The organism is Polaribacter ponticola, from assembly GCF_026191475.2.
Lineage (GTDB): Bacteria > Bacteroidota > Bacteroidia > Flavobacteriales > Flavobacteriaceae > Polaribacter > Polaribacter ponticola.
The window spans coordinates 616,370-640,715 of sequence record NZ_JAOSLC020000002.1 but is presented as its reverse complement, the minus strand read 5'-3'; the positions used below and the strand labels follow the sequence as shown (position 1 = coordinate 640,715).

Annotated in this window: 26 protein-coding genes and 1 pseudogene; 13 read left to right on the top strand and 14 right to left on the bottom strand. The window is 28.8% G+C overall.

All coding sequences use genetic code 11. The annotated features are described in order from the left end of the window. The first annotated feature begins 306 nt into the window (after positions 1-306). Entirely contained in the window at positions 307-807 is a 501-nt protein-coding gene (locus N5A56_RS17340) for a type I phosphomannose isomerase catalytic subunit (protein WP_337994744.1), read from the top strand. Positions 808-832: 25 nt separating this feature from the next. Beyond that, a complete protein-coding gene (locus tag N5A56_RS17335; RefSeq protein WP_337994743.1) occupies positions 833-1,276 on the top strand; it encodes a hypothetical protein in 444 nt (147 codons plus the stop codon). Between the two features lie 194 nt (positions 1,277-1,470). On the opposite strand, the gene N5A56_RS03415 is transcribed toward N5A56_RS17335, so the two are convergent. The 4 genes from N5A56_RS03415 to N5A56_RS03400 all read right to left on the bottom strand — a co-directional run bounded on the left by N5A56_RS03415 (position 1,471) and on the right by N5A56_RS03400 (position 4,913). Continuing rightward, positions 1,471-2,271: a DNA/RNA non-specific endonuclease gene (locus N5A56_RS03415; RefSeq protein ID WP_274270181.1), complete on the bottom strand. Its 801-nt coding sequence runs from the start codon at positions 2,269-2,271 to the stop codon at positions 1,471-1,473. Then, complete coding sequence (locus N5A56_RS03410; RefSeq protein WP_265726598.1) at positions 2,268-2,711, bottom strand: acyl-CoA thioesterase; 444 nt, start codon at positions 2,709-2,711, stop codon at positions 2,268-2,270. The genes N5A56_RS03415 and N5A56_RS03410 overlap by 4 nt, the downstream gene beginning before the upstream one ends. Before the next feature lie 70 nt (positions 2,712-2,781). After that, the gene (locus N5A56_RS03405; protein WP_274270180.1) at positions 2,782-4,284 is read right to left on the bottom strand and encodes a carboxy terminal-processing peptidase; all 1,503 of its coding nucleotides are present in this window, start codon (positions 4,282-4,284) and stop codon (positions 2,782-2,784) included. A 5-nt stretch (positions 4,285-4,289) separates the two neighbouring features. Then, positions 4,290-4,913 (bottom strand): hypothetical protein, encoded by a 624-nt coding sequence (locus N5A56_RS03400; protein ID WP_274270179.1) that lies wholly within the window; start codon positions 4,911-4,913, stop codon positions 4,290-4,292. Positions 4,914-5,123: 210 nt separating this feature from the next. On the opposite strand from N5A56_RS03400, the gene surE reads away from it, so the two are divergent. The 6 genes from surE to N5A56_RS03370 all read left to right on the top strand — a co-directional run bounded on the left by surE (position 5,124) and on the right by N5A56_RS03370 (position 9,913). Next, positions 5,124-5,894 (top strand): 5'/3'-nucleotidase SurE, encoded by a 771-nt coding sequence (gene surE, locus N5A56_RS03395; RefSeq protein ID WP_265726600.1) that lies wholly within the window; start codon positions 5,124-5,126, stop codon positions 5,892-5,894. Beyond that, entirely contained in the window at positions 5,882-6,169 is a 288-nt protein-coding gene (locus tag N5A56_RS03390; RefSeq protein ID WP_265726601.1) for a hypothetical protein, read from the top strand. The genes surE and N5A56_RS03390 overlap by 13 nt, the downstream gene beginning before the upstream one ends. A 78-nt stretch (positions 6,170-6,247) precedes the next feature. Continuing rightward, a complete protein-coding gene (gene lpxB, locus N5A56_RS03385; RefSeq protein WP_265726602.1) occupies positions 6,248-7,360 on the top strand; it encodes a lipid-A-disaccharide synthase in 1,113 nt (370 codons plus the stop codon). Between the two features lie 3 nt (positions 7,361-7,363). After that, on the top strand, positions 7,364-7,843 hold the full coding sequence (locus tag N5A56_RS03380; RefSeq protein ID WP_265726603.1) for a C40 family peptidase: 480 nt from the start codon (positions 7,364-7,366) through the stop codon (positions 7,841-7,843). Positions 7,844-7,880: 37 nt separating this feature from the next. After that, a complete protein-coding gene (locus N5A56_RS03375; protein WP_265726604.1) occupies positions 7,881-8,513 on the top strand; it encodes a DUF4131 domain-containing protein in 633 nt (210 codons plus the stop codon). Continuing rightward, positions 8,498-9,913: a ComEC/Rec2 family competence protein gene (locus tag N5A56_RS03370; RefSeq protein WP_337994762.1), complete on the top strand. Its 1,416-nt coding sequence runs from the start codon at positions 8,498-8,500 to the stop codon at positions 9,911-9,913. Before N5A56_RS03375 ends, N5A56_RS03370 begins: the two co-directional genes overlap by 16 nt. Here N5A56_RS03370 and N5A56_RS03365 read toward each other — a convergent pair. The 4 genes from N5A56_RS03365 to N5A56_RS03350 all read right to left on the bottom strand — a co-directional run bounded on the left by N5A56_RS03365 (position 9,903) and on the right by N5A56_RS03350 (position 15,837). Further along, positions 9,903-10,451 (bottom strand): thioredoxin family protein, encoded by a 549-nt coding sequence (locus tag N5A56_RS03365; RefSeq protein WP_265726605.1) that lies wholly within the window; start codon positions 10,449-10,451, stop codon positions 9,903-9,905. The two genes, N5A56_RS03370 and N5A56_RS03365, sit on opposite strands and share 11 nt — an antisense overlap. A 46-nt stretch (positions 10,452-10,497) precedes the next feature. Next, positions 10,498-12,042 (bottom strand): peptide MFS transporter, encoded by a 1,545-nt coding sequence (locus N5A56_RS03360; protein WP_265726606.1) that lies wholly within the window; start codon positions 12,040-12,042, stop codon positions 10,498-10,500. A gap of 65 nt (positions 12,043-12,107) precedes the next feature. Then, positions 12,108-13,613 carry a peptide MFS transporter gene (locus tag N5A56_RS03355; RefSeq protein WP_265726607.1) on the bottom strand — a complete coding sequence of 502 codons (1,506 nt, stop codon included), beginning with the start codon at positions 13,611-13,613 and terminating at the stop codon, positions 12,108-12,110. Positions 13,614-13,617: 4 nt separating this feature from the next. Beyond that, positions 13,618-15,837 carry a S9 family peptidase gene (locus N5A56_RS03350; protein ID WP_274270178.1) on the bottom strand — a complete coding sequence of 740 codons (2,220 nt, stop codon included), beginning with the start codon at positions 15,835-15,837 and terminating at the stop codon, positions 13,618-13,620. A 143-nt stretch (positions 15,838-15,980) separates the two neighbouring features. Here N5A56_RS03350 and N5A56_RS03345 point away from each other — a divergent pair. The 5 genes and pseudogenes from N5A56_RS03345 to N5A56_RS03330 all read left to right on the top strand — a co-directional run. Further along, positions 15,981-17,249: pseudogene (locus tag N5A56_RS03345) on the top strand (hydroxymethylglutaryl-CoA reductase, degradative); the annotation flags it as partial. Between the two features lie 6 nt (positions 17,250-17,255). Beyond that, positions 17,256-17,714 (top strand): DUF1569 domain-containing protein, encoded by a 459-nt coding sequence (locus tag N5A56_RS17330; protein WP_337994761.1) that lies wholly within the window; start codon positions 17,256-17,258, stop codon positions 17,712-17,714. Further along, the gene (locus N5A56_RS03340) at positions 17,714-18,640 is read left to right on the top strand and encodes a GYDIA family GHMP kinase (RefSeq protein ID WP_265726608.1); all 927 of its coding nucleotides are present in this window, start codon (positions 17,714-17,716) and stop codon (positions 18,638-18,640) included. Before N5A56_RS17330 ends, N5A56_RS03340 begins: the two co-directional genes overlap by 1 nt. Before the next feature lie 121 nt (positions 18,641-18,761). Continuing rightward, positions 18,762-19,970 carry a BaiN/RdsA family NAD(P)/FAD-dependent oxidoreductase gene (locus N5A56_RS03335; RefSeq protein ID WP_265726609.1) on the top strand — a complete coding sequence of 403 codons (1,209 nt, stop codon included), beginning with the start codon at positions 18,762-18,764 and terminating at the stop codon, positions 19,968-19,970. A 102-nt stretch (positions 19,971-20,072) separates the two neighbouring features. After that, positions 20,073-20,627: a thioredoxin family protein gene (locus N5A56_RS03330; protein ID WP_265726610.1), complete on the top strand. Its 555-nt coding sequence runs from the start codon at positions 20,073-20,075 to the stop codon at positions 20,625-20,627. 2 nt (positions 20,628-20,629) lie between these two features. On the opposite strand, the gene N5A56_RS03325 is transcribed toward N5A56_RS03330, so the two are convergent. From N5A56_RS03325 to N5A56_RS03300, 6 genes are all read right to left on the bottom strand, one after another. Further along, positions 20,630-21,352 carry a hypothetical protein gene (locus tag N5A56_RS03325; protein WP_265726611.1) on the bottom strand — a complete coding sequence of 241 codons (723 nt, stop codon included), beginning with the start codon at positions 21,350-21,352 and terminating at the stop codon, positions 20,630-20,632. Positions 21,353-21,383: 31 nt separating this feature from the next. Next, positions 21,384-21,617 (bottom strand): hypothetical protein, encoded by a 234-nt coding sequence (locus N5A56_RS03320; protein ID WP_265726612.1) that lies wholly within the window; start codon positions 21,615-21,617, stop codon positions 21,384-21,386. Between the two features lie 8 nt (positions 21,618-21,625). Then, positions 21,626-21,772, bottom strand: coding sequence for a hypothetical protein (locus N5A56_RS03315; protein ID WP_274270230.1), 147 nt, complete (start codon positions 21,770-21,772; stop codon positions 21,626-21,628). Between the two features lie 67 nt (positions 21,773-21,839). Further along, entirely contained in the window at positions 21,840-22,232 is a 393-nt protein-coding gene (locus N5A56_RS03310) for a thiamine diphosphokinase (RefSeq protein WP_274270177.1), read from the bottom strand. Between the two features lie 76 nt (positions 22,233-22,308). Then, positions 22,309-23,601, bottom strand: a complete 1,293-nt coding sequence (locus N5A56_RS03305; RefSeq protein WP_265726614.1) for an alpha/beta hydrolase family protein — start codon at positions 23,599-23,601, stop codon at positions 22,309-22,311. A 152-nt stretch (positions 23,602-23,753) separates the two neighbouring features. Beyond that, entirely contained in the window at positions 23,754-24,089 is a 336-nt protein-coding gene (locus N5A56_RS03300; protein ID WP_265726615.1) for a hypothetical protein, read from the bottom strand. Between the last annotated feature and the right edge of the window lie 257 nt (positions 24,090-24,346).

Below are 24,346 nucleotides of genomic sequence, written 5' to 3'. Positions count from 1 at the left end.
TGTTTTGTGCAATATTAATTTTTTGTTTAGGGGATGTTCGAGCATCTCCTATTTTTTTGTTTACATATTTTTTTGAATTAATTGTTTGTTAAAAATGTGACTAATCGTATTTCTTTTCCGAAAGTATGTTAATAGAAGTTAAACAAATTTAATTTGAATAAAAATCACTCTAAAATTCATGAATTTTAGAGTGATTTTTGCTTTAAATACGATATACAATAGATTCTTCGGTAAATTTGTCTTTCATAAAAAAGGTCTTTTATCTAAGATTTTTTACTTCTATTATTACTTTTCACATTCATAATTATGAAATTATATCCATTAAAATTTACGCCCATTTTTTCTTACCGAATTTGGGGAGGAGAAAAATTAAAAACGGAATTAAATAAAAAATACACTCAAGATTCTATTGGAGAGTCTTGGGAAATATCTGACATAGATGGAAGTGAAACTGTAGTTTTTGAAGGTGATCATAAAGGGAGAACTTTAAAAAAATTAATAAAAGATTATAAGCATCACTTTTTAGGAAAACATGTTTACAATACTTTTGGAGAAAGTTTCCCGTTATTAATTAAATTTATTGATGCAAAAACTCCACTTTCTATTCAGGTGCATCCAAGTAATGAGTTAGCAAGAGAAAGACATAATTCTTTTGGTAAAAATGAAATGTGGTATGTTATGCAAGCAGAAGAAAATGCAAATTTAATTGTTGGTTTTAATCAAGAATTAGAAAAAAACCTACCAAGCACATTTAGAAAATGGAAGTTTAACGGAAGTACTAAATACCGAAAAAGTTGCAGAAGGTGATGCTTTTTATATTCCTACAGGTAGAGTGCATGCAATTGGAGCAGGTGTTTTATTAGCAGAAATTCAACAAACTTCTAATATTACCTATAGAATATTTGATTATGATAGGGTTGATAAATTAACTGGAGAGAAAAGAGAATTACATAACGATTTAGCTATTGATGCAATAGATTTTAAAAGTTATGAATATTATAAAACATCATATAATTCTGAGGTTAATACTACAAACGAACTTATCTTTTCTCCATACTTTAAAACAAATATTATTAATGTTACTGGAGAAATAGATAAAAATTATTCAGATTTAGATTCTTTTGTAATTTTTATTTGTGTTGATGGTAGTTTAGATATGGTTTGTGATGCAAAAACAATAACATTAACAAAGGGAGAAACATTGCTAATACCAGCTGTTATTAATGTATTAAAATTAAAAGCAGAACATGCAAAAATTATTGAGGTTTATCTTTAGTATTGCAATCGTTTAATACTTCGATTTTAAGAGTATTATTTCTGAAAAAAAGAAAGTTTAATTTTAAGGAGGTTACTATCAACTAAAAAAATTAGTTGGTGGTTTTTTTGTGATAGAATAAATTGAAGGAATTTAATAAAATATTAAACTAAAATTAGGTATAAAATATATTCTAAAATTATTTTATTTATAAATTATCTAAAACTCCAGCCTTTATAACTACTAGAAGATTCTAATTTGTTTTCTAAATTATCTGGTAAGTTGTAAAAAAAGTTTATACCAGTTTTTTGTTCGAGCTCATCAATAGATACCACAAACTCATACAAAGGTTTATCACTTTCTTTATGAGGTAATAAAAAAGCTATGGCTTTAATTTCTGGTTGGGTGTAATCTAAAAGTATTTTATAAAAATGATTAGGTACAGAAACTCTTTCTGAGCCAATGGTTTTTAAATTGTTTTCTAAAATACCACCAGTAATTACATACAAATGATTGTATTTTTTAGCCCAATAACGTGTTTTTTGCTCTAATTTATTCCAAATACCCGCATTAAAACTATGTTTTTGTGGAGATATGTTAGATGTATAAAAAGTTTCATCATAACTTTCTTTAGTTAAACGTCTGTCTCCTGCAGGGCATAAATGACCTCTATCATAGCCAGATTTCTTATAGTTTTTCCAATGAGCAGAAGTCGTTTTTACTTTTGGATCTTCATTAAAATAAGGACGCTTCCTATTGGTATAAACTATGTCTTTTTTATCTAAGGAATAGGCAACCCATTCTGGTTGTTCGTGTTTTTCTGAATACGATAAATTGTAACCTTCATGTTTTACAATTTGACCCGTTGTAGAAGTAGGTAAATAATTAAAACCTTTAATATTTACGGTTTGTTTTACATCGGTTTGATTAAAAGAATTGCTTTCAGATTTTTCTTGATACAAATAAAAAGACAATACAAGAACTAATAAAATTGCAGAAATTATCCTTCTTTTCATTTTTTTAATGGAATGATTTCATAATCATCAGTTTTTACTGTATTTAAAAATAACTTTTTTGCTTCTTCTGGTGGAGTCGTTAATTTTCTCTTTGTTAAGTCTATCCAGGCTCCATATACTTTTATAACTGCCGATAGTTTTCCGGCTTCGTTAAAAACTTCGTGAGTAATTTTCCAGCGTTCGTTGTTTTCAGAAATTCCAGATAACTTCATGTTTACTATAATATCTTCTCCTAAATGAATCTCTTTTCTAAAAGAAGTTTCCTCTGTAAAAAGAATAGGACCAATGTTATGTTTTGTGAATTCCTCAATAGAGAAATTTTGTTCAGAAAAATAACGAATTCTTACTTCTGCCGCATACTCATTGTAAGCTGTATGACGCATGTGTCTGTTTGGGTCAAAATCAGACCATTTTGTAGCAAATTTTACTTGAAAGCTCATAGTGCGAAATTAAAAAACCTGATACGTTTCTCAAACACATCAGGCATAAATATTTTTAAGTTTAGACTTTTTAGTTTTTTACAATTTCAGTTTTATCTTTTAACCTAAGCTCGCTTAATACATTTAAAGCTTCAGAAACATACATGTCTTTAGAAAGGTTTTTATGCCAAACCATTCTTTTATCTGCTAAATCTTTATTTTCTTTAAATAATAATTGCTCGTATTTTGGAGAAGTATATGTAAGTGTAGATTTATATTCGAATACAGATTTAAATTTCTTAGCTTCAAGCTCTTTAGCTTCACTTTCTTTAAGGAACTTTTTATAATTTAAAGAATAAGAAGAGTCGTCTTGCTTCTCTTTTAACCATTTTGCATATTCATTTACAAGTTTAAAATTATTGTCTGAAGCAATTCTTTGTTTACTGTTATAAACAACATCAGCAAAATTTGAATAAGAATTTGTTTGTGTGTAATTTGCTTGTGGTACTTTGTCCCAAGCTAAAGCACCATCTAAATCACGTTCTCCAACTTTCATATAACTATATCTACTAGGCATTGCAATATCTGAATAAACCCCTTCTTTTTGTGTAGAACCACCATTAACTCTATAGAATTTTTGAATAGTCATTTTTAAATACCCTAAATCTTTTTGATATTTTGGATAATATTGATTGAGAGGCAAAATGTTTTGAACAGTTCCTTTACCGTAAGTTTGATTTCCTCCTAAAATTACTGCTCTTTTATAATCTTGCATTGCTGCTGCAAAAATTTCTGATGCAGACGCAGAAAATTCATTTACTAAAATAACTACAGAACCATCCCATTGAATTTTTGGATCAATGTCATTTTTTATGATAGGTTTTTCTCCTCTGTATTTTACTTGTACAATTGGTCCTTTATCAATAAATAAACCAGATATTTCTATTGCCGTTTTTAAAGATCCTCCACCGTTGTTTCTTAAATCTATAATTAAACCAGTAACATCTTCATTTTTTAATCTAGCAATTTCTTTTTCCATGTCTTTTGCAGAATCTCTAGACTCTAAATCGTCAAAGTCTATATAAAAACTAGGTAAATCTATTATAGCATACTTTTTTCCCTCTTTTTCTACGATACTAGATTTTACAAAAGTTTCATCTAACTGTACAACATCTCTAATAATAGAAACGACTTCGATAGAACTATCTAGTTTTTTCTTAACAGTTAATCGTACTTCTGTTCCTTTTTTTCCTTTTATAAATTTTATAGCATCATCTAAACGCATTCCAACAATATCTAAAGGTTCTTTATCTCCTTGGGCAACTTTTAATATAATATCTCCTGCTTCTAAATCTCCTTGTTTCCAAGCAGGACCTCCAGATACTAATTCAAAAACATGGGTGTAAATTCCTTTTTTCTGTAAACGAGCTCCAATACCTTCTAGTTTTCCAGAAATACTTTGATCAAATCTTTCTTTAATTCTTGGAGCCATATATGTAGTATGCGGGTCAAAAGCACCTACAACAGAGTTTAAAAAAGTAGAATACCAATCGTCATGTTCTATTTCTTCAATTCTAAGATAGAGTTCATCCATGTTTTTTAAAACTTCAATTCTAGCTTTTTTTCTAACAATTTAAACGTTTTAACTTTAAAATTACGATCCTTTTTTAATTTCTCATTTTGTAATTCTGTTTGTTCTTGAACTCTACTTAGTGTTTGTAATTTTAATTGTTTACGCCAATAATCAATTAATTCATTGTCGTTTTTAGCAAATGGAATTTTATCATATTCTAAATCGATAATTTCATTTTTCTTAAAATTAAAAGGTTGTGCAAGCAAATCTCCATAATAAGATTTTGCGTTTTTAATTTTATCTAAAAAACGATTATAAACTAAATTATAAAAAGTTAAATCGTCTTGTAAAAGCTGATTATCAATTTCATATTTATATTGAGAGAACTCTTTTAAATCCTGTTGGGTAAAATAACGTTTATTAGGGTCTAAACCTTCTATAAAAGAATGGTAAACATGTTCAGAGAAATCATCGTTCATGTCTTTAATAACAAAATGACCTCTAGTTAATATGTTTTTTAAGACATAAACAAGAATTTTATCCTTTTCAGGATCTGGATCAGTATTTTTGTCTGTTGCGTTTATAGTAAAACTATTAGCTAAAAAAGCTAATGCAATAAATATAGTTGTAAACTTAAATTTCGTCATCATAAATCTTCTGTCGTTATTTGTATACTTTAATTACTTTTTCTTCTTGCTAAACTACTAAAATAATGCCAAGTTTTTATATTGCTTTTTATATTTTAGGTAAGAAACCTCAAGTATTACAATGTTACATAAAAAGGAACTCTTTAATTCTTTACAAAATGTTAAAAAGAAAATTGTTTAAAATAAATTACATTTGTAATTAAAACTACAAACATGCAAGAAAAACCTTTAATTTTAATAACAAATGATGATGGTATTACTGCTCCTGGAATAAGGGCGCTTATAAAAATCATGAATAAAATTGGAGAAGTTGTAGTAGTGGCTCCAGATAGTCCACAAAGCGGAATGGGACATGCAATTACTGTTGATAATGTTTTAACATGTAATCCTATTACTATTGATGATGGACCACAATTAGAATATACCTGTTCTGGTACACCTGCAGATTGTGTAAAAATGGCAATTAGCGAGATTTTAAATAAAAAACCAGATTTGTGTGTTTCTGGTATAAACCATGGTGCTAATTCTTCTATTAATGTAATTTATTCGGGAACAATGAGTGCAGCTGTAGAAGCTGGTATAGAAGGGATTCCTGCAATTGGTTTTTCTTTATTAGATTTTAAATGGCATGCAGATTTTAAGCCATCTGAAGAGTTCGTAAAGAAAATAACATTAAATACTCTTTTAAATGGTTTACCAGAAGGTATCGTTTTAAACGTTAATATTCCTAATTTAAAAACTGAAGAAATAAAAGGAGTTAAAATATGTAGACAAGCAAATGGTGTTTGGAAAGAAGATTTTGACAAACGTAAAAGTCCGTTTGGAAAAGAATATTATTGGCTTTCTGGCGAATTTGTTAACAGAGACAAAGGGCAAGATACAGATGTGTATGCCTTAGAAAATGGTTATGTTTCAATAGTTCCTGTTCAGTTTGATTTAACTGCACATCATATGATTCAAAAACTAAATTCTTGGGAACTATAAAAAAAGATATTTTAATAGGAGTTTTAATTTCAATCTTTGCAACTGCAGCAGGTATTTTCTTGTATTTAGAGTATTTTTCTAGATATAGTTTTAATGAAACTTTAGAATTTATTGCAGATGGAAAATTGTATGGAAAAGTATTGTCTTTAGCGGCAATTCCTAATTTGTTTGTATTTTTTATTTTCATCAAAAAGAAACAAGATCATAGAGCAAAAGGAGTTTTATTAGCAACAATTTTAACTGCTTTAGCTACTTTAATTTTAAAATTTATTTAATAGAGATTATGTCTCTTCGAGCGCAGTCGAGAGGTTTTAATAAGGTATCGACTGCGTTCGACCAGATAGTATACATTTATGAAATATTACATAATTGCAGGTGAAGCTTCAGGAGATTTACATGGTTCTAACTTGATGAAAGCTTTGTATAAAGAAGATGCAAATGCAGACATACGTTTTTGGGGTGGAGATTTAATGCAAAGCGTTGGCGGTAATTTAGTTAGCCATTACAAAGAGCGAGCTTTTATGGGGTTTGTAGAGGTTTTATTAAATATAAGAACTGCTTTAGGGTATATAAAATCTTGTAAAAAAGACATTGCTAAATTTAAGCCAGATGTAATTGTTTTTATAGATAATTCTGGGTTTAATTTACGAGTTGCTAAATGGGCAAAACAACAAGGTTTTAAAACTAATTATTATATTTCTCCACAAGTTTGGGCGAGTAGAGCAGGTAGAGTAAAAGATATTAAAAGAGATGTAGATAACATGTTTGTTATTTTGCCTTTCGAAAAAGACTTTTACAAAAAATACGATTACGATGTAACTTTTGTTGGGCATCCTTTAATTGATGGAATTGCTGGAAGAGAACAAGTAGATGAACATCAATTTAGAACAAAACATAAATTAAGTAATAAACCAATAATTGCTTTATTACCAGGAAGTAGAAAACAAGAGATTACAAAGATGTTGTCTGTAATGTTATCTTTGGTTGATGATTTTTCTGATTACGAATTTGTAATTGCAGGTGCTCCAAGTCAGGATTTTTCTTTTTATAAAGAGATTATTAAGTCAAAAAAAGTAAGTTTCATCAACAATAAAACTTATGATTTATTAAGTATTTCAAATGCAGCATTAGTAGCTTCTGGTACTGCAACTTTAGAAACAGCTTTGTTTAAAGTACCACAAGTTGTTTGTTATAAGGGAGGAAATATATCTTACCAAATAGCTAAAAGAATAATTACGCTAAAATTTATCTCTTTAGTTAATTTAATAATGGATAGAGAGGTTGTTACAGAGTTAATACAAAACGATTTTACGAAAGAAAACCTTAAAAAAGAACTTGCTAAAATTTTAGATGAAAATCATAGAGAACATTTATTTCTTGATTATTTTGAGTTAGAAAAAATATTAGGAGGTAAAGGTGCTTCTGAAAAAACGGCAAAACTAATTACTAATAATTTGAAATTATAGGAGATGAAGAAATTATTGATTATTGGAGTGTTTTTTTCATTGATTTTAAGTTCGTGTTCATCTTCTAGGGCTGTTGCTAATTCAACTAAAAAAACAACTTCTAAAGCAGATAAGGTTGTAAGAAATGCTTTAAAATATAAAGGTGTAAAATACAAGTTTGATGGAACAACAAGAAGAGGTATGGATTGTTCTGGTGTAGTTTATGTTGCTTTTGGTGAAGAGAGTTTTAAGTTGCCAAGAGTTTCTAGAGATATGGCAAAAAGAGGTAAAAAAATATCTTTAAGTAAAGCTCAAAAAGGAGATTTGTTGTTTTTTCAAACGAATAAAAGTAGAAGACGAATTAATCATGTTGGTTTGGTTGTTTCAAAAATTAAGGGGCAAATTCGATTTATACACGCTACAACATCTAAAGGAGTTATTGTTTCTAATCTCTCACAAAAATATTGGAAAAAAGCTTTTGTAAAAGCAACAAAAGTATTGTAGCCTTTCTTTTAAAATAAAGTTGTAACTTTATTTCGCTATGAAAAGGTTACTTAACTATTTACCCTTGCACTTTGTTGTGCTCTTAATTTTAGGGATTTCTACACAATTTTTTTATCAGTTTTGGCAATTTGGCTTTCTAAAACTATTTGGTTTACTTGCTTTTATTTCTATGTTTTTACTTTTTGTTAAGCGTAGGCAAATAATTACATTTTTATCTTTTGTTTTATTCTTTTTTGTAGGTGTTACTGTTGTTTATTTTAATAATGATATTAATTATAAAGAGTATTATCAAAATCATTTGAAAGATAATTCTACGGCAATTATAAAAGTTAATAGTGTTTTAAAATCTGGTAATTTTTATGATAAATATGAAGTTGAAATTACACAAATTGATAGTAATAAAACAAAAGGAATCGTTCTTTTAAATGTGAAAAAAGATAGTTTTTTTAAGTCTTTAAAAACAGATGAGGTCTTATTTGTAAAACCAATATTTAAAGAGTTAATTACGCCTTTAAATCCACATCAATTCGATTATAAAAGCTATTTGGCTAAAAAAGGAGTACATCAACAATTATTTTTAGAAAACTCACAAATTATAAGGTTAGTTTATAAGGGAGCTTCTTTATCAGGCTTATTTTCTGTGTTTAGAAAAAAATTCAAGTTTCGTTAGAAAAATATCACTTTGAAACAGATGAATTAGCAGTTATTAAAGCGCTATTACTTGGTCAAAGACAAGACATATCTAAAGGGCTAATTTCAGATTATTCTAGAGCAGGAGCAATACATATACTTGCAGTTTCTGGTTTGCATGTAGGTATTATATTACTTATTTTATCTTGGCTTTTTAAACCTTTAGAAAAGCTGAGAAAAGGTAAGTTTTTAAAAACAGTTTTCATTATTTTATTTCTATGGATGTTTGCTTTTGTAGCAGGTCTTTCTGCATCTGTTGTAAGAGCTGTAACTATGTTTACTTTTTTGGCAATTGGTATGTCTTTTCAGAGAAAAAATGTAGTTGAGTTTTCTTTAATTACATCCCTGTTTTTTTTATTGATTGTAAAACCAATGTTTTTATTTGATGTAGGTTTTCAATTAAGTTATTTGGCTGTTTTTGGTATTATTAGAGTGCAACCCAAATTGTATGAAATATATAAACCAAGTTTTCTAATTGATAAAAAAATATGGGAGTTAATTACGGTTTCTGTGGCTGCTCAAATTGGTATTCTACCATTAACACTGTATTATTTTCATCAGTTTCCAAGTTTGTTTTTGTTATCTAATTTAATAATTATTCCTTGTTTAAGTGCTATTTTAATTGGTGGTATTTTGGTAATTACTTTGTCTTTGCTAGGTGTTTTACCTCAGTTTTTAGCAAATGTTTATGGTTTTGTTATTTCACAGATGAATAGTTTTGTAAGTTGGATTTCTAATCAAGAAGAATTTTTATTAAAAGAGATTTCTCTTTCTTTTTTAATGATGATTGCATTGTATGTGACAATTGTTTTCTTAACAAGAATGTTAATTTATTTTTCTCCTAAAAAAGTAATTTATTTTTTAATATCAATTCTATTTGTTCAAAGTGTTTTTGTGTTTGAAAACTATCAAAAGAAAACAAAAAAAGAATTTATTGTTTTCCATAAAAGTAGAAAGTCTGTTATAGGAATTAGAGGAGAAGGTAGGTTAGATGTGTATCATAATTTAGATAGTTTATCATTTCAAAAATTAAATTTAATACCTTCTTATAAAATTGGAGAAAATGTAAGCAAAATTATAGAAACCAATATTAATGCTGTTTTTAAGTTTGATAAAACTCCGATTTTGTTAATAGATAGCCTTGGCGTTTATAAATTGAACCAGCTAAAAAATCCGATTGTCGTTTTACAATATTCACCTAAAATAAATTTAGAACGATTAATTAGAGTATTACAACCAAAACAAATAATTGCAGATGGTAGTAATTATAAAAGCTATATAAATAGATGGGAAATTACGTCTAAAAAACAAAAAACTCCATTTCATTATACGGGTAGAAATGGAGCTTTTATACTTAAAAGTAGAAATTCTAATTTTTAAACTGAGGTTTAAAAGCTTTAGAATATGCAGTAAATTTTTCTTGAGAAGTTATCTCTTTATGCTTATCATTATAAAACATTTTAAGGTATAACTCTAATTGTTGAGGATTATAAAAGCCTGTTAATGGAACTAACAGTTTGCCTTCTTCATCCCAAAAAGCAATTGTAGGATAGCCTCTTATTTGCATGTAATCTGCAAATTCATGAGAACTATTTCTTTTATTAGCTTTAGTTTTATCATAATTAGGATTGCTAAAAGTAGATCCTTTGTAATTTATTACTTCATCTCCTTCACCATTAAATTTAACAGCGTAGTAGTTTTTATTTACATAAGAGATAACGTCTTTATTCTGAAAAGTTTGTTCATCTAACTTTTTACAAGGACCACACCAATTTGTGTACACATCCATCATAATTTTTTTAGGATTTTCTTTCTGAAGTTCTAAAGCTTTATTTAAGGTTATCCAATTTATTTTTTCTTGAGCTTTTGTATTAAAGCTAAAAGTTATAATTGTTAAAAGTAAAATTATTTTTTTCATATTTTATAAGTCGCAAATGATGTGCCAAATTTACAATAAATTGACTTTATCTAATTCCATGCATTAATTTTTTGATAATTGGGTTTAAAACTAAAAAGATCAAGCCTACAACACCCGGAATTAATGTAAATATTAAAAAGAAGAAAGACATAGAATATTGTTCTACAATAAGATCTATATAACTACCTGTTTTTGCAGCTAAATAATTACCTAATGCATTTACTAAATACCAAATACCAAACATCATTCCTATTTTTTTAGGTGGTACTAATTTAGATACGTAGGATAAACCAACAGGAGAAACACATAATTCTCCCATCGTATGAAACAAGTATGCTAAAACCAACCAAATTAAACTAACAGAAGCTGTTTTTGCACCTTGTGGTATAGCGCTAGAACCGTAAGCTAATGCACCGAATCCGATTCCTAAAAGAATCATACCAATACCAAATTTTACAGCCGCAGAAGGATTAAATTTACTTTCCCACCATTTAGAAAACAAAGGAGCTAAGAAGATAATAAATAAAGAATTTAATATTAGAAACCAAGAAGCTTCTATTTCGGCATTTTGTTGCGGTATAATTACAGATAATTTCCAAATAACAATAGCCCAGATACTTACAAAACTAGTTCCTAATACAATGTTAGAAAGTGATATTTTTTTAAAAGTTTGCCCAAATAATTTTAGTAAAACCCATGAGATTATCAATAGTGGTACAGTAGAAACTAGTACATCTACTATTTTAAAAATCATAGCAGAATCTCCAGTTAAAGTTCTTTGTGTATAATCTCTTGCAAAAATATTCATAGAACCGCTTGCTTGCTCAAAAGCCCACCAAAAGAATACAGTAAAAAATGCTAAAAGACCTACAACTATATATCTATCTCTTTGTACTTTTTGAGATACTTCATCTTCTTTAATTTCAATCTTTGCAACATTATCTGACAAGTCTACCTTTTTACTTGGAGAAATACCAACATTTTCAAAAATATCTCTTCCAAACCAGAATTGTAATGTTCCTAAAAACATAAATATACCAGCTAATCCAAAACCCCAAGCATAGCTTAAGTTGTTTGCTAAAAATCCACATAATAAAACACCTAGAAATCCACCTGCATTTACACCCATATAAAAAATAGTAAATGCCCCATCTTTTCGTTCTGGATATTTATCATATAAACCACTAACCATAGAAGTTACATTAGGTTTAAATAAACCATTACCAATAATTAATAATCCAATACCAATGTATAAGGTTGTTTCTGTTTCTAGAGACATAGCTGCATGTCCTAAAGTCATAACCAATGCACCTAAAGCTACTGCTTTTTGATACCCTAATAATTTATCAGCAATAATACCACCTATTAATGGCGTTAAATAAACCGAACTTGTGTAGATACCTAAAAGACCTAAGGCTCTTTCTCTAGTCCATTCCCAACCGCCATCAGAAAATGAAGCGGTTAAAAATAATACAAAGATTGCACGCATTCCATAATAAGAAAAACGTTCCCACATTTCTGTAAAGAATAAAACAAATAAGTCTGGTTTGTGATTTAATAAACTAAATTCTTTAGATGTATTTGCATTCATTTTTAGTAGTTTTTAAAAACAAAAAACCTCATAAATTTAAGTTTATGAGGTTTCGATTAATTTTTTTAGTGTACGTTTCCTAGTAATTTTTTCATTAATGGAGAGAATAATAATACTATAGCTCCAGCTCCAAGTGCATACATAGCAATTAAATGAAAACCATCTGTATAAATTGTTAAAGTTTCTAAACCACCAACATTTTTATCTGTACTTTCTACTGCTAATTGTTCGCCTATAAAACCAACAATTTGAAATGCAAAAGCAGACGATAAAAACCAAACTCCCATCATAAAAGCTACAATGTTTTTGGGTGATAAATCTGTTATTTTTGATAAACCTACAGGAGACATAAATAATTCTCCAATAGATAAAATAAAGTACATAATTAATAAATATGCAAATGGTACCATTCCATTTTCATCTGCGCTTGCACCACTAATTGAAAGGATATAAAAACAAACACCAGCTAAAAGTAATCCTAAACCAAATTTATATGGAGTTCTTGGATTTAATCCTTTTTTAGCTAAATAACCCCAAAGTAAAGATATTGGAATAGCTAAGAAGATGATAAACATAGAGTTTAATGCATTTGTTTGAGCTGCAGTCATAATTCCATCTAAAGCAACATTTCTAGAGGCAAATAAAGTAATTACACTTCCTGATAATTCGTGGAAACCCCAGAAAAGCGTCATAAAAAAAGTAATTAAAACTGCCATTATTAGTTTTTTACGAGCATCAGAGTCTAGTTTAACCATGATGTAGACTAAATAGGCTAAAACTGCAAAGCCTATAAATTTAAAAATACCACTTACGTAATTTGCTTTCCAAGAAGAAAGTAAATATGCAATTACAGGAACAAATAAAACAGATATAATTGGTATTAATGTTTTTTGAGGAATTCCTAGAATTTTCTTTTCGTAAATCTCTTTACTTGGCGGCATTCCTTTATCTCCAAATACATTCTTTTTAATACCACTCCAAAAGAAAATTAAACCAGCCATCATCCCAATACCTGCTAAACCAAAACCATAATGATATCCATATTTTAAAGCTAACCATCCACATAAAAGTGGTGCAACAAATCCACCAATATTAATTCCCATATAAAAAATGGTAAAACCAGAATCTTTTCTTACATCACCTTCTTTATATAAGGCTCCAACAAAAGTTGAAATGTTTGGTTTAAAAAATCCATTACCAACAACAATAAAAGCTAGAGCTAAAAAGAAAGCAATATCATTTTCAACTGCTAAAACAAAATGACCTAAAGCCATCAAGATTCCTCCTAAAAAAATTGAGGATCTCATTCCCATAATTTTATCAGAAATTTGCCCACCAATTACTGTAGATGCATATACTAAAGAACCATAAGAAGCATATACAACTGCAGTAGCTGTATCTCTTTCTACAATAGCTTCAAAAATATGATCTATCATATAAAGCGTTAACAATGCTCTCATTCCATAGAAACTAAATCGTTCCCATAGTTCAGCAAAAAACAAATAAAATAATCCTTTTGGGTGACCAAACATTTGTTGGTCTTCTGAATTTTTAATAGCAGTATCTGACATAAGTTTATCCTTTAATTTCTATTGATTTGTTTGATTTTTTATTTAAATTCTCATGAATGAAGTTTGTCATTTTAGTATACAAATTCAAACGAGTATTTTTCCCTTTGTAAATTCCGTGAGTTCTGTCTGGTACAATAAACATATCAAACTGTTTGTTTGCCTCAATAAGAGAATTTATCATTCTATAAGAATTTTGTACATGTACATTATCATCTCCAGTACCATGAACAAGTAAATAATTTCCTTTTAATTTTTCGGCATAATTTACAGGAGAATTATCATCATAACCAGATGGGTTTTCTTGTGGAGTTCTTAAAAAACGTTCTGTATAAACTGTGTCATAAAAACGCCAAGAAGTAACAGGTGCTACAGCAATTGCAGTAGTAAAGATATCGCTTCCTTTAAGCAATGCATTTGTACTCATGTGTCCGCCAAAAGACCAACCCCAAATACCAATATTATTTTCATCAATATAAGAACGTTCTGCTAGTTTTTTAGCAGCAGCAATTTGATCTTCCGTTTCATACTTTACCAAATTTAGGTATGTCGATTTTTTAAATTCAGCACCTTTAAAACCAGTTCCACGTCCATCAACACAAACCACAATCATTCCTTGTTGTGCTAGCATATTGTGCCAATAATCATTAGCAGCATTCCATTTGTTACCAACTTGTTGAGAACCAGGTCCAGAATATTGGAACATTAACATTGGGTATTTTTTATTCTCATTAAAATCTGCAGGTTTTACCATCCACATATTCAAATCGTTTCCATTAATGTTAATTGTAGAAAACTCTTTAGGACTCATTTTATAATCTTCTAATTCCTCTTTTAATTCAGTATTATCCTTTATCACTTTTAACATTTCTCCTTCACCAGAAAAAAGAGAGTAAATTGGTGGTATTTCTGAAGATGAAAAAGTATTGATAAAGTAGTTTAAGTTTTTACTAAACGCTGCAGTATTCTGTCCGTTTTCATTACTAAGTAACTTTTTATTTTGTCCATCTAAACCAATAGAATAAACGCCTCTGTTTGTAGATCCTGTTTCTACAGATTGATAATAAATTGTTTTTTTACTCTTATTAAATCCGTAATACCTAGTTACTTCCCAATCTCCTTTTGTAATTTGGTTGATTAGTTTTCCGTTAAAATCGTAATGATAAATATGATTATAGCCATCCTTTTCGCTAGTCCAAATAAAACTATTATCATTTAAAAAAGTAAGGTTGTTAGTGATGTCTATATATGCCTTATCTGTCTCGTTTAGTAATAAAGTAGAGTTAGCTCTTAAAGCGTTCACTTTATATAACTTTAAATTATTTTGATGACGATTTAGCGTAGTTGCTACTAAAACATCTGCATCATTAGACCATTTAATTCTAGGGATGTATTCATATTTTCCTAATGCTATTTTTTTACTGTTTCTAGAAGAAACTGAATACATGTGTAAAGTAACATTTGCATTTTTTTCTCCAGCTTTAGGGTATTTAAAAACTTGTTGATCTGGATAGTTACCTTTACCAACCATATCCATAGAAAAAGTAGGAACATTGCTTTCATCAAATCGTAAATAAGCTAAATGTTTACTGTTTTTGCTCCATTCAAAAGCTCTTACAAAAGCAAATTCTTCTTCGTAAACCCAGTCTGTAATTCCGTTTATAATGCTGTTCTTTTTTCCATCTTTAGTAACTTGAGTTATTTTATTTCTAGAAAAATCTTTAATAAAAAGATTATTGTCTTTAGCATATGCAACCTTTTTGTTATCAGGAGAAAAAACAGGTTCTTGAATTTCTTTACCAATTAAGCTTATTTTTTTAGAAGCGATATCATAGGCATAAAAAGTACCTTTATATGAATGCCTAAAAATTTTTTCGAAATTGGTTCCTAAAATAATTTTAGTTTCATCGTTATTAAAACTATAAGAAGAGAAATTTTCTAATTCTTTTAAGTTAGCACTACTTACAATCGTTTCAATTTTTTCTAAAGTAGCATAACTATATTTGTCTACTGTGGTTGCTTTTGTTTCTTTATCAGTATTTAATAAAGAATAAAAATTGCCATTCATAGAATTTAAAGCATTCATTCTTTTTGGAGAGAATGTTCCATCCCAAATTTTTTCGAGTGTAATTTCTTTAGTTCCAGTAGTTAATTTTGCAGAAGAGTCTGTATTTTCTTTACAACCAATTAAAAGTGCTATGGTTGCTAAAATGAATATTTTTTTCATTTGTTACTTTGTATTTGATAAAAGTTTGCCAAGTTTACGTAAAAATCCGCAAAAAATAGCTCAAAAACAGAGAAAACTTGATTATGTCATATATTTCAAAAGGTTTAAATTATATTTGTTGTTGATCCTTTATAATAACTTAAATGAGCAAAATTATATCTGGTTTTTCAAAGTTTACCAAAGAAGAAAAAATTGATTGGTTAACTAAGAACTACTTCCATAATCAATCGGACACGGTAAATATTATTAAGCAATATTGGAATATTGATACAGATTTACAAGAATTGCACGATGATTTTATAGAAAATACAATTTCTAATTTTTATATGCCTTACGGTGTTGCGCCTAATTTTGTAATTAACGGTAGAGAATATGTAATACCTATGGTTGTAGAAGAAAGTTCTGTAGTTGCTGCTGCTTCTTTAGTAGGTAAATTTTGGAGCACAAGAGGCGGGTTTAAAACCACTGTTTTAGGTACTACAAAAATAGGACAAGTTCATTTTATGTTTGCTGGTAATAAAACCGATTTAGAAAACTATTTTAATCAGAATAAAACAGAATTATTTGCAGCTACAGCTTCCATTACTAAAAATATGGAAAAGCGTGGTGGCGGAATTTTAGATATTAAATTAATTGATAAAACAGAGAAACTACAAAATTACTATCAATTACATGTAACCTTTGAAACGAAAGATTCAATGGGAGCAAACTTTATTAACTCTTGCTTAGAAGCAATTGCAAAAAAGTTTGAAAAGGAAGACATTGAAATTGTAATGAGTATTTTGTCAAATTTTGTTCCTGAGTGTTTGGTAAGAGCAGAAGTAAGTTGTGAAATTGATGAATTAGGAGGAGAAAATCCACAGAAATTTGCAGAGAAATTTTATCAAGCTGTAAAAATAGCTGAGGTAGAACCTTACAGAGCTGTTACACATAATAAAGGAATTATGAACGGAATTGATGCCGTTGTTTTAGCAACTGGTAACGATTTTAGAGCAGTAGAAGCCGGAGCGCATGCGTATGCAGCAAGATCTGGTGAATATTCTAGTTTGTCTCATTGTTCTATAGATGAGGGTATTTTTAAATTTTGGATAGAAATTCCTTTAGCTTTAGGAACTGTTGGCGGTTTAACCGCTTTACATCCTATGGCAAAATTATCTTTAGAAATGTTACAAAAACCTTCAGCAAGAACGTTAATGCAAATTATGGCAGCTGCAGGTTTAGCACAAAATTTTGCAGCTCTTAGAGCTTTAACTACTAAAGGAATTCAGCACGGACATATGAAAATGCATTTGCAGAATATCTTAAATCAGTTTAACGCCACAGAAACCGAAAAAGAAATAATTACTAGTTATTTTGATAAAAGAACTGTTACACATTCTGCAGTTGTAGAAAAATTAAATTCTTTAAGAAAACCAAAAATTAATTGGGTAGATTTTTTAGATGAACAGAATGTTAGAAAACAATTATCTACTTTAAATCCAGGTTCTGAAGCTGTTTTTGGAAAAATGAATGCACAACAAATGGTAGAGCATTTAAGTGCAGTAACACAAATAGCAAATGGTAATTGGAAAGTAGATATTTTTGTTTCTGATGATAAAGCAGCTCGTAGAATGCCATTTTTAAATACTGAAAATGAATTACAATCTGGTTTTAAAGCCTCTTTTTTAGCAGAAGACCCTAATGAATTAAAATTTGATTCTATAGAAGAAGCTATAGATGATTTGATAAATCAAGTGGCATTTTTTGTTAAGGTTTTTACTGATGATAAAAATAGGAGTATAGTGCATCCGTTTTTTGGAACATTAGATTTCGAATATTGGAAAAAGTTTCAGGTAAAACATTTTACACATCATTTTAAACAGTTTAATCTTCTTTAATGAATTTTTACTCTAACGGAAAATTACTTTTAACAGGTGAATACCTTGTTTTAGATGGCGCAAAATCTTTAGCAATACCTACAAAATTTGGTCAAAATTTAATAGTCGAAAAAATAAAAGAACCTCAAATTATTTGGGGAAGTTTTACAAATACTGGAGAATGTTGGTTTGAAGCGGTTTTCGATTTAAAAAAGCTACGTTTGGTTAATTGTACATTTAATTCTGATAAAGAAGGAAGTGGAGAAGTTATTGCAGAAACATTGTTAGATATTTTAAAAGAAGCAAAAAGTTTAAATTCAAATTTTTTAGCATCAGAAAATGGATTTGTTGTAAAAACAAATCTAACTTTTCCTAGAAACTGGGGATTAGGAACTTCATCAACTTTAATAAATTCTGTTGCTTCATGGGCAAAAGTAGATGCTTTTAAATTATTGTGGAATTCTTTTAAAGGAAGTGGATATGATATTGCTTGTGCACAGAATGATACTCCTGTTTTTTATCTAATTAAAGATAAAAACCCTGTAGTTGAACAAGTAGAATTCAATCCAAGTTTTAAAGAAAACTTGTTTTTTGTACACTTAAATCAGAAACAAGATTCTAAAGAAGGAATTGCGAAATTTAGAGAAAGTAATATCAATTTTGATGAAGAAATAAAAAGGATTTCAGAAATTTCTGATCAATTTTTAAAAGTAATTTCATTACAAGAATTTGAAGACTTAATAATTGAACACGAACAAATTATCAGTTCAATTATTAAATTACAACCTGTTAAAGAAAAGTTATTTCCAGATTATTTCGGAGCAATAAAAAGTTTAGGAGCTTGGGGCGGGGATTTTGTTTTAGTAACAGGAAATTCTGAAACACCAGCTTATTTTAAAAATAAAGGGTTTGAAACAATACTGACTTATAATCAGATGGTTTTATAAAGGTATGTCACATCGAGTGATTTCATTTTTAGACGAAATTGTATCGAAATGATTTAACAAAAGTTCTCGATGTAATTTTGAAAAAAAAACAAAATTACTCGAACTGACAACAACGAAAAAAATGAGTAAAGTAATAATTATTGGAGGTGGAGCAGCAGGGTATTTTACAGCAATAAATGCAAAAGAAAATAACCCGGAATTAGAGATCATTATCCTTGAAAAAGGAAAAGATGTTTTACAGAAAGTTAAAATTTCTGGTGGTGGAAGATGTAATGTTACACATGCTTGTTTTGAGCCAAAAGAATTGGTAAAATTCTATCCTAGAGGAGAAAAAGAATTATTAGGCCCTTTTCATAAGTTTATGACAGGTGATACTTTTGAATGGTTTGATGATAGAGGAGTTCCTTTAAAAATTGAAGATGATAATCGTGTTTTTCCAGAAGCAAATACAAGTCAAGCAATTATAGATTGCTTTCAAAAAGCTGTTGATAAACTAGGTATTAAAGTGTTTACAAACTGTGGTGTAAAATCAGTTTGTAAACAAGAAAATAAATGGATTATCAACACAAAAGAACATGTTTTTGAAGCTGATAAAATAGTAATTGCTGCCGGAAGTTCTAAAAAAGTATGGGAATTGTGTGAAACGTTAGAACATGCAGTTGTAGCGCCTGTTCCGTCTTTGTTTACTTTTAATATTAATGATAAAAGATTAGTTGACTTGTTAGGAACTTCGGTGCCAAATGCAACTGTAAACATTGTTGGGACAAAACTTGAAGCTTCAGGAGCTTTGTTAATAACACATTGGGGTATGAGCGGACCCGCGGTTTTAAAATTATCCGCCTTTGGCGCAAGAATTTTAGCAGATAAAAATTACCAATACAATGTGGCAGTAAATTGGTTATCTAGGCCAACCGATAAAGTATTAAATGTTTTATTAAATTTAAAAAAGAAGGAGCCTAGAAAAACAGCAATTTTAAAATCTCCATTTGCAGAGGTTTCTAAAAGATTGTGGGAGCGTTTTGTACTTACAGCAGGTATAAAAGCAACTCAGAATTGGGCAGATTTAAATAATATGCAATTAGATAATTTAGCAAATCAATTAACAAATGGCATTTTTAATGCAAACGGAAGAACTACTTTTAAAGATGAATTTGTTACTGCTGGTGGAGTTGATTTAAAGGAGATTAACTTTAAACGTTTTGAGAGTAAAAAACATGAAAATCTATTCTTTGTTGGTGAAGTTTTAAATATTGATGCTGTTACTGGTGGTTTCAACTTTCAAAATGCATGGACAGGTGGTTTTATTTGTGCGCAAGCGTTAGCAGAATAGTTAAACCATTTCGTCATTGCTAGTTTACGAAGTAATCTTCCTATAAATAAAGAGATTGCTTCGTTCCTCGCAATGACGAGTTTAATAAAAAATAATAAAAATATGGCAAGAGCAGAATCAAACGAATTTAAGAACGGAACTTTAGCTCCAGATTTTAATTTATTAAATACGATTGATGATAAGCAGGTTTCTTTGCAAGACGCAAAAGGAGAAAAAGGAACCGTAATTATGTTTATTTGTAATCATTGTCCGTTTGTTATTCATGTTAATGCTCAGTTGGTAAAAATGGCGAATGAGTATCAGCAAAAAGGCATAAATTTTATTGCAATTAGTGCTAATGATATTGAAAATTACCCACAAGATGCTCCTAATTTTATGAAGCAATTGGCAGAAGAAGAAAAGTATCCTTTTCCTTATTTGTATGATGAAACACAAGATGTAGCAAAAGCATATGATGCTGCTTGCACACCAGATTTTTATGTTTTTGATGCGGATTTAAAAACCGTTTATCACGGTCAATTAGATGATTCTAGACCCGGAAATGGAAAGCTGGTTACAGGTTTTGATATGCGAAATTCTTTAGATAATTTGTTGATGAATAAATTGCCTATAGACAACCAAAAACCAAGTATAGGTTGTGGTATTAAATGGAAATAATTTTACTTTTTATTCTTGTAAAACTGATATAATTTTGTGAATGCATGTTTGTATCTATCTTTACAATCTCTAATATTTCCTTCAAATTTCAATTCGTTTTTTACACCCAAATTGTAAATGCCTTTTCCTTTTGCCATTCGTTCTAGTTTAAGAATTGCTTTTGGAGATAACTGCTGATAGATAGATTCAACTATTTGGCATTGTTCAATTTTTCCGTTTTTAATATCCCATTCTTTCGCTTTTTCGCCTTTTAAAAGATTTTTAGAAAAATAGATTTCTTTTATTAACGGAAATGCAAATGCAAGCACATCTTTAGAGCCTTGGTTACCAAACCAAATGACTTCTTTGTTGCGAACAATAAAAGTTCTAATAAAGTAATTGTCGAAATTAGATAACTGACCTGCAACAATTGCTGCAACTCCGAATGCATTTATTTCGTGCCCAAGTTTTTTGCGTTCGTAATCAAACCAAATATAGAAATCTCGTATTTGACTAATGGTCTTGTATTTTAAATTGCCTTTTTCTGTAGTTAAGTTAAAACGGTTGGCATTTTGCCAAATTTCAGAATTTTTACATCTGTCTTTTTTTAACCAATTACCATTGGTAAGAACAGTTTTTCCTGTTTGTTTTTTGTAATCCTTTAGGTTTTTCCATTCTTGAGAAAATGAAAAAGGAATGGTAAAGAAGAAAATTAAAATTGTAATTAAATTGAGAATTCTTCTCATAAATGCAATTTTGTATGTTTTTTATTGATGATTATCCTACTTCTCCACGATGAGGTTTTAAGGCATTTCTATAGGTTTTCATATCAGCTTCATCAACAGTTATAAAAGCAGAAGCTAACATTGGGTTTTGTTCTTGAATATCAATTTCATGAAAATTTAAGTTTTCTAATTCTGCAAATTCTTTTAAATGAATAGTATGATGTTTAGCGGTTGCTTTTGCATCTTCTCCTCTAAAATCCCACAATAACTTTATTTTTCTACTCATAATTTGTTTTATAAATGATTGATAAAAATGAATAACTCCCCATTTTTAAAGGTAATTTGTATATCGTTTTTAATGGCTTTATTTCTTGTGCCAATTCTTTTGCCAAAAATTAAATCTTCTTTATTTAATTGATATTGTAAACCTTCAGTTGTAATATTTGTTGCTTTTGGAAAAGGAATTAAAGAAATGGTTTTGTTTTTACAATTGGAAACAGTTGTGCTTTTATCTGCTAAAAAAACGACTATGATTATCTAAAAAAGTTAATTTTAGTTTCTTTTTCCATTGAATTGCAGTGTGTAAATTTCCTAAGAAATGATCTTGCTCTTTGCCGCTTGCTCCATAAACATCAACCATAAAAAAACCTTTATCAAATAAGATTTGAAGTATTTTATCAAAGTCTGTATAATCTTGATTAGGTGTATGAACCACCTTTATGTTTTTAGGGATTTTTTCTGAAGAATCTAAATCGCCAGAAACAAAATCTGGAATGATCTTATTTTCTTCTAAGAAATGATATGCGCCATCTGTTGCGCAAACAAGATCGTAATCAGATAAATCTGGAAGCATTTTTGGAACTTCACCATTTAATAATAAGAAAACCTTTTTTTGTTTCATTAATGGCAAAAATACAAACAAAAAAGCATCATTTCTAATTTAAAAAATGATGCTTGTTATCAGTATTGAAAAAAGATTATTGCCTTAAATCTATTTCTAAAGAAGGGTGTTTTTCCTTCAATTTTAATAAATCGTTTTGCTTATTTTTTAAGTGATTATCAAAAAATGAAACAAGAGTTTCGTTTATGGTTTGATAAGCTTCTTTAGGGTTTATTGAGCCAGATTCATTTAACTGAGGAATATTAATCAATAAAGGAATATCCATAAAACTTGCATGACCAGAGTTTTTAATTTTAGCTTCATAGAAAATATCTGTTCCTCCATTTCTATATGCGTATTTGTTGTAATTTGGGTGTGGATGTTTCCAATCTGATGAAATTACAAGAAAGGGTTTTGTAACTAAAGTGTCAATCATGTTTCCCCATTGAACACCATCTAAATTTGCGCCAGCAGAAACTCTTTTATCATCTAAAATAGATTGTGCAACAGACGTTCCTCCTTGTGAATGCCCAAAAACACCAATTTTAGTAATATCTAAATGATTCGCTAAAAAAGAATTATTATTCCAGTTTTCTACTACATCAATCACAGAAGAAATATCTTTAGACCACCTTTTAGAAATATCTGCAGCAATGTAATTTTTTAAAGCAAAATCTGAAGTAATTAATCTTTCTTCTTCGTTTTTAGCATTGGTGTAATCTTGTTGCATTTTCCATGCTAATTCTGCCATTTCTTGAGTGCTAATATACTTGTTGTCGTATGTTTTGTTGTAAAGTTTTATTCTTCCGTCTGGAAATAAAGTTCCTGTACTTTCATAAGTATGATTAATGTTTAAAACGATATATCCATGACTTACAATTTCTTCAATAATTGCATAATAACCAGAAGCTTTTGAGTAAGAACCATGAGAAAAAATAAGAATAGGGAATTTGTTTTCCGCCACTTTTGGATTTAAATAGGTATTTGTTTCAATAGCATTTAAATAGTTGAAAGTACTGTTTGGTAAACCATATTTTGCAGCAAAGCTAAAACGATCACCATCATTTAAATAAGGCTCTTTTTCTTCATTTTTGATGTTTGCAGGATACCAAACTTTAATCATTAACTCTCTTTTATCATCTTTGTTTTCTGTAATAGTTTCTTCTCTATCGGTTTTTAGATGCATGTATTGTGAGCCTACTTTATAACTTCCTGTTGTTTTTGGAAGTTTAAAAATAGGTAAAGTACTTGGTAAAATAAATCCAATAATTAGTAAGAAGAATATACCAATTATTTTTATAGTTTTTAAAAACCATTTTCCTTTTAAAAGTAAAAGATTTTTATAAGAACAAATAGTAAAAACGAGTAGTAAAATATATATTGGAATCATTTGCCACCTATAGCTTTCGAAAATTAGATGAATAGCTAACAAGCCAAAAATTAAGGTCAGTTCTATTTTTTTGTTTGTAGAATTTTTTCTGATAGAAAAATAAAAAATTGATGCTACTGATAGTAGAAGTAAAATAATTTCAAAAGGTCTCATTATTTCTTTGTCCAAGTTAAAATAATAGAAAACAGTTTTCCTAAAAGAAAAATTACCATTCCTAAAGCAGGAGAAAGCAATCCTGTTTTTAAACCAGCTGCTAAAACATTACTAGAAACCTCAGAAGCAACTGCAATTGATTCTAATGCGCCTAATAAACCAATTATAAAACCGAGAACTCCAAATACAAAAGAGAATAGCGATAGAGAATTAATTAGTTTAACAGTTTTTGATGTGTTTGATTTTAACCCTTTTATAAATAAAATTATAATAATAATTAATAAGACTAATAAAGGAACCATAAATACAGGTCCACCTTCCATGATAAAATTCATAATATTTGTTTTAAAATTACATAGCTAAATTATGTTTTTACTAATTGTTTTAATTTTTTTGCGACTAGTTACCAGTTTAGTTTTGGTTTTAACACATATTCCTTTTTTAATGAATAAAGCTTAAATGTTGTAAAATCACTCGTTAAAAATGTATTTCGTCTATATTTTTTTCAAACAATATAAAAAAATAGTTTATTTGTAAAATGAACAAAACTAGAATTGAAATCGTAAAAAAATGTTCTTTACATATTTTTTTT

Excerpts from the sequence above, each read along its gene's own strand:
- N5A56_RS17340 (WP_337994744.1), top strand. The coding sequence starts at position 307 with ATGAAATTATATCCATTAAAATTTACGCCCATTTTTTCTTACCGAATT.
- N5A56_RS03415 (WP_274270181.1), bottom strand. The coding sequence starts at position 2,271 with ATGAAAAGAAGGATAATTTCTGCAATTTTATTAGTTCTTGTATTGTCT.
- N5A56_RS03410 (WP_265726598.1), bottom strand. The coding sequence starts at position 2,711 with ATGAGCTTTCAAGTAAAATTTGCTACAAAATGGTCTGATTTTGACCCA.
- N5A56_RS03405 (WP_274270180.1), bottom strand. The coding sequence starts at position 4,284 with ATGGATGAACTCTATCTTAGAATTGAAGAAATAGAACATGACGATTGG.
- N5A56_RS03400 (WP_274270179.1), bottom strand. The coding sequence starts at position 4,913 with ATGATGACGAAATTTAAGTTTACAACTATATTTATTGCATTAGCTTTT.
- surE (WP_265726600.1), top strand. The coding sequence starts at position 5,124 with ATGCAAGAAAAACCTTTAATTTTAATAACAAATGATGATGGTATTACT.
- lpxB (WP_265726602.1), top strand. The coding sequence starts at position 6,248 with ATGAAATATTACATAATTGCAGGTGAAGCTTCAGGAGATTTACATGGT.
- N5A56_RS03380 (WP_265726603.1), top strand. The coding sequence starts at position 7,364 with ATGAAGAAATTATTGATTATTGGAGTGTTTTTTTCATTGATTTTAAGT.
- N5A56_RS03375 (WP_265726604.1), top strand. The coding sequence starts at position 7,881 with ATGAAAAGGTTACTTAACTATTTACCCTTGCACTTTGTTGTGCTCTTA.
- N5A56_RS03365 (WP_265726605.1), bottom strand. The coding sequence starts at position 10,451 with ATGAAAAAAATAATTTTACTTTTAACAATTATAACTTTTAGCTTTAAT.
- N5A56_RS03360 (WP_265726606.1), bottom strand. The coding sequence starts at position 12,042 with ATGAATGCAAATACATCTAAAGAATTTAGTTTATTAAATCACAAACCA.
- N5A56_RS03355 (WP_265726607.1), bottom strand. The coding sequence starts at position 13,613 with ATGTCAGATACTGCTATTAAAAATTCAGAAGACCAACAAATGTTTGGT.
- N5A56_RS03350 (WP_274270178.1), bottom strand. The coding sequence starts at position 15,837 with ATGAAAAAAATATTCATTTTAGCAACCATAGCACTTTTAATTGGTTGT.
- N5A56_RS03340 (WP_265726608.1), top strand. The coding sequence starts at position 17,714 with ATGAATTTTTACTCTAACGGAAAATTACTTTTAACAGGTGAATACCTT.
- N5A56_RS03335 (WP_265726609.1), top strand. The coding sequence starts at position 18,762 with ATGAGTAAAGTAATAATTATTGGAGGTGGAGCAGCAGGGTATTTTACA.
- N5A56_RS03330 (WP_265726610.1), top strand. The coding sequence starts at position 20,073 with ATGGCAAGAGCAGAATCAAACGAATTTAAGAACGGAACTTTAGCTCCA.
- N5A56_RS03325 (WP_265726611.1), bottom strand. The coding sequence starts at position 21,352 with ATGAGAAGAATTCTCAATTTAATTACAATTTTAATTTTCTTCTTTACC.
- N5A56_RS03320 (WP_265726612.1), bottom strand. The coding sequence starts at position 21,617 with ATGAGTAGAAAAATAAAGTTATTGTGGGATTTTAGAGGAGAAGATGCA.
- N5A56_RS03310 (WP_274270177.1), bottom strand. The coding sequence starts at position 22,232 with ATGAAACAAAAAAAGGTTTTCTTATTATTAAATGGTGAAGTTCCAAAA.
- N5A56_RS03305 (WP_265726614.1), bottom strand. The coding sequence starts at position 23,601 with ATGATTCCAATATATATTTTACTACTCGTTTTTACTATTTGTTCTTAT.
- N5A56_RS03300 (WP_265726615.1), bottom strand. The coding sequence starts at position 24,089 with ATGAATTTTATCATGGAAGGTGGACCTGTATTTATGGTTCCTTTATTA.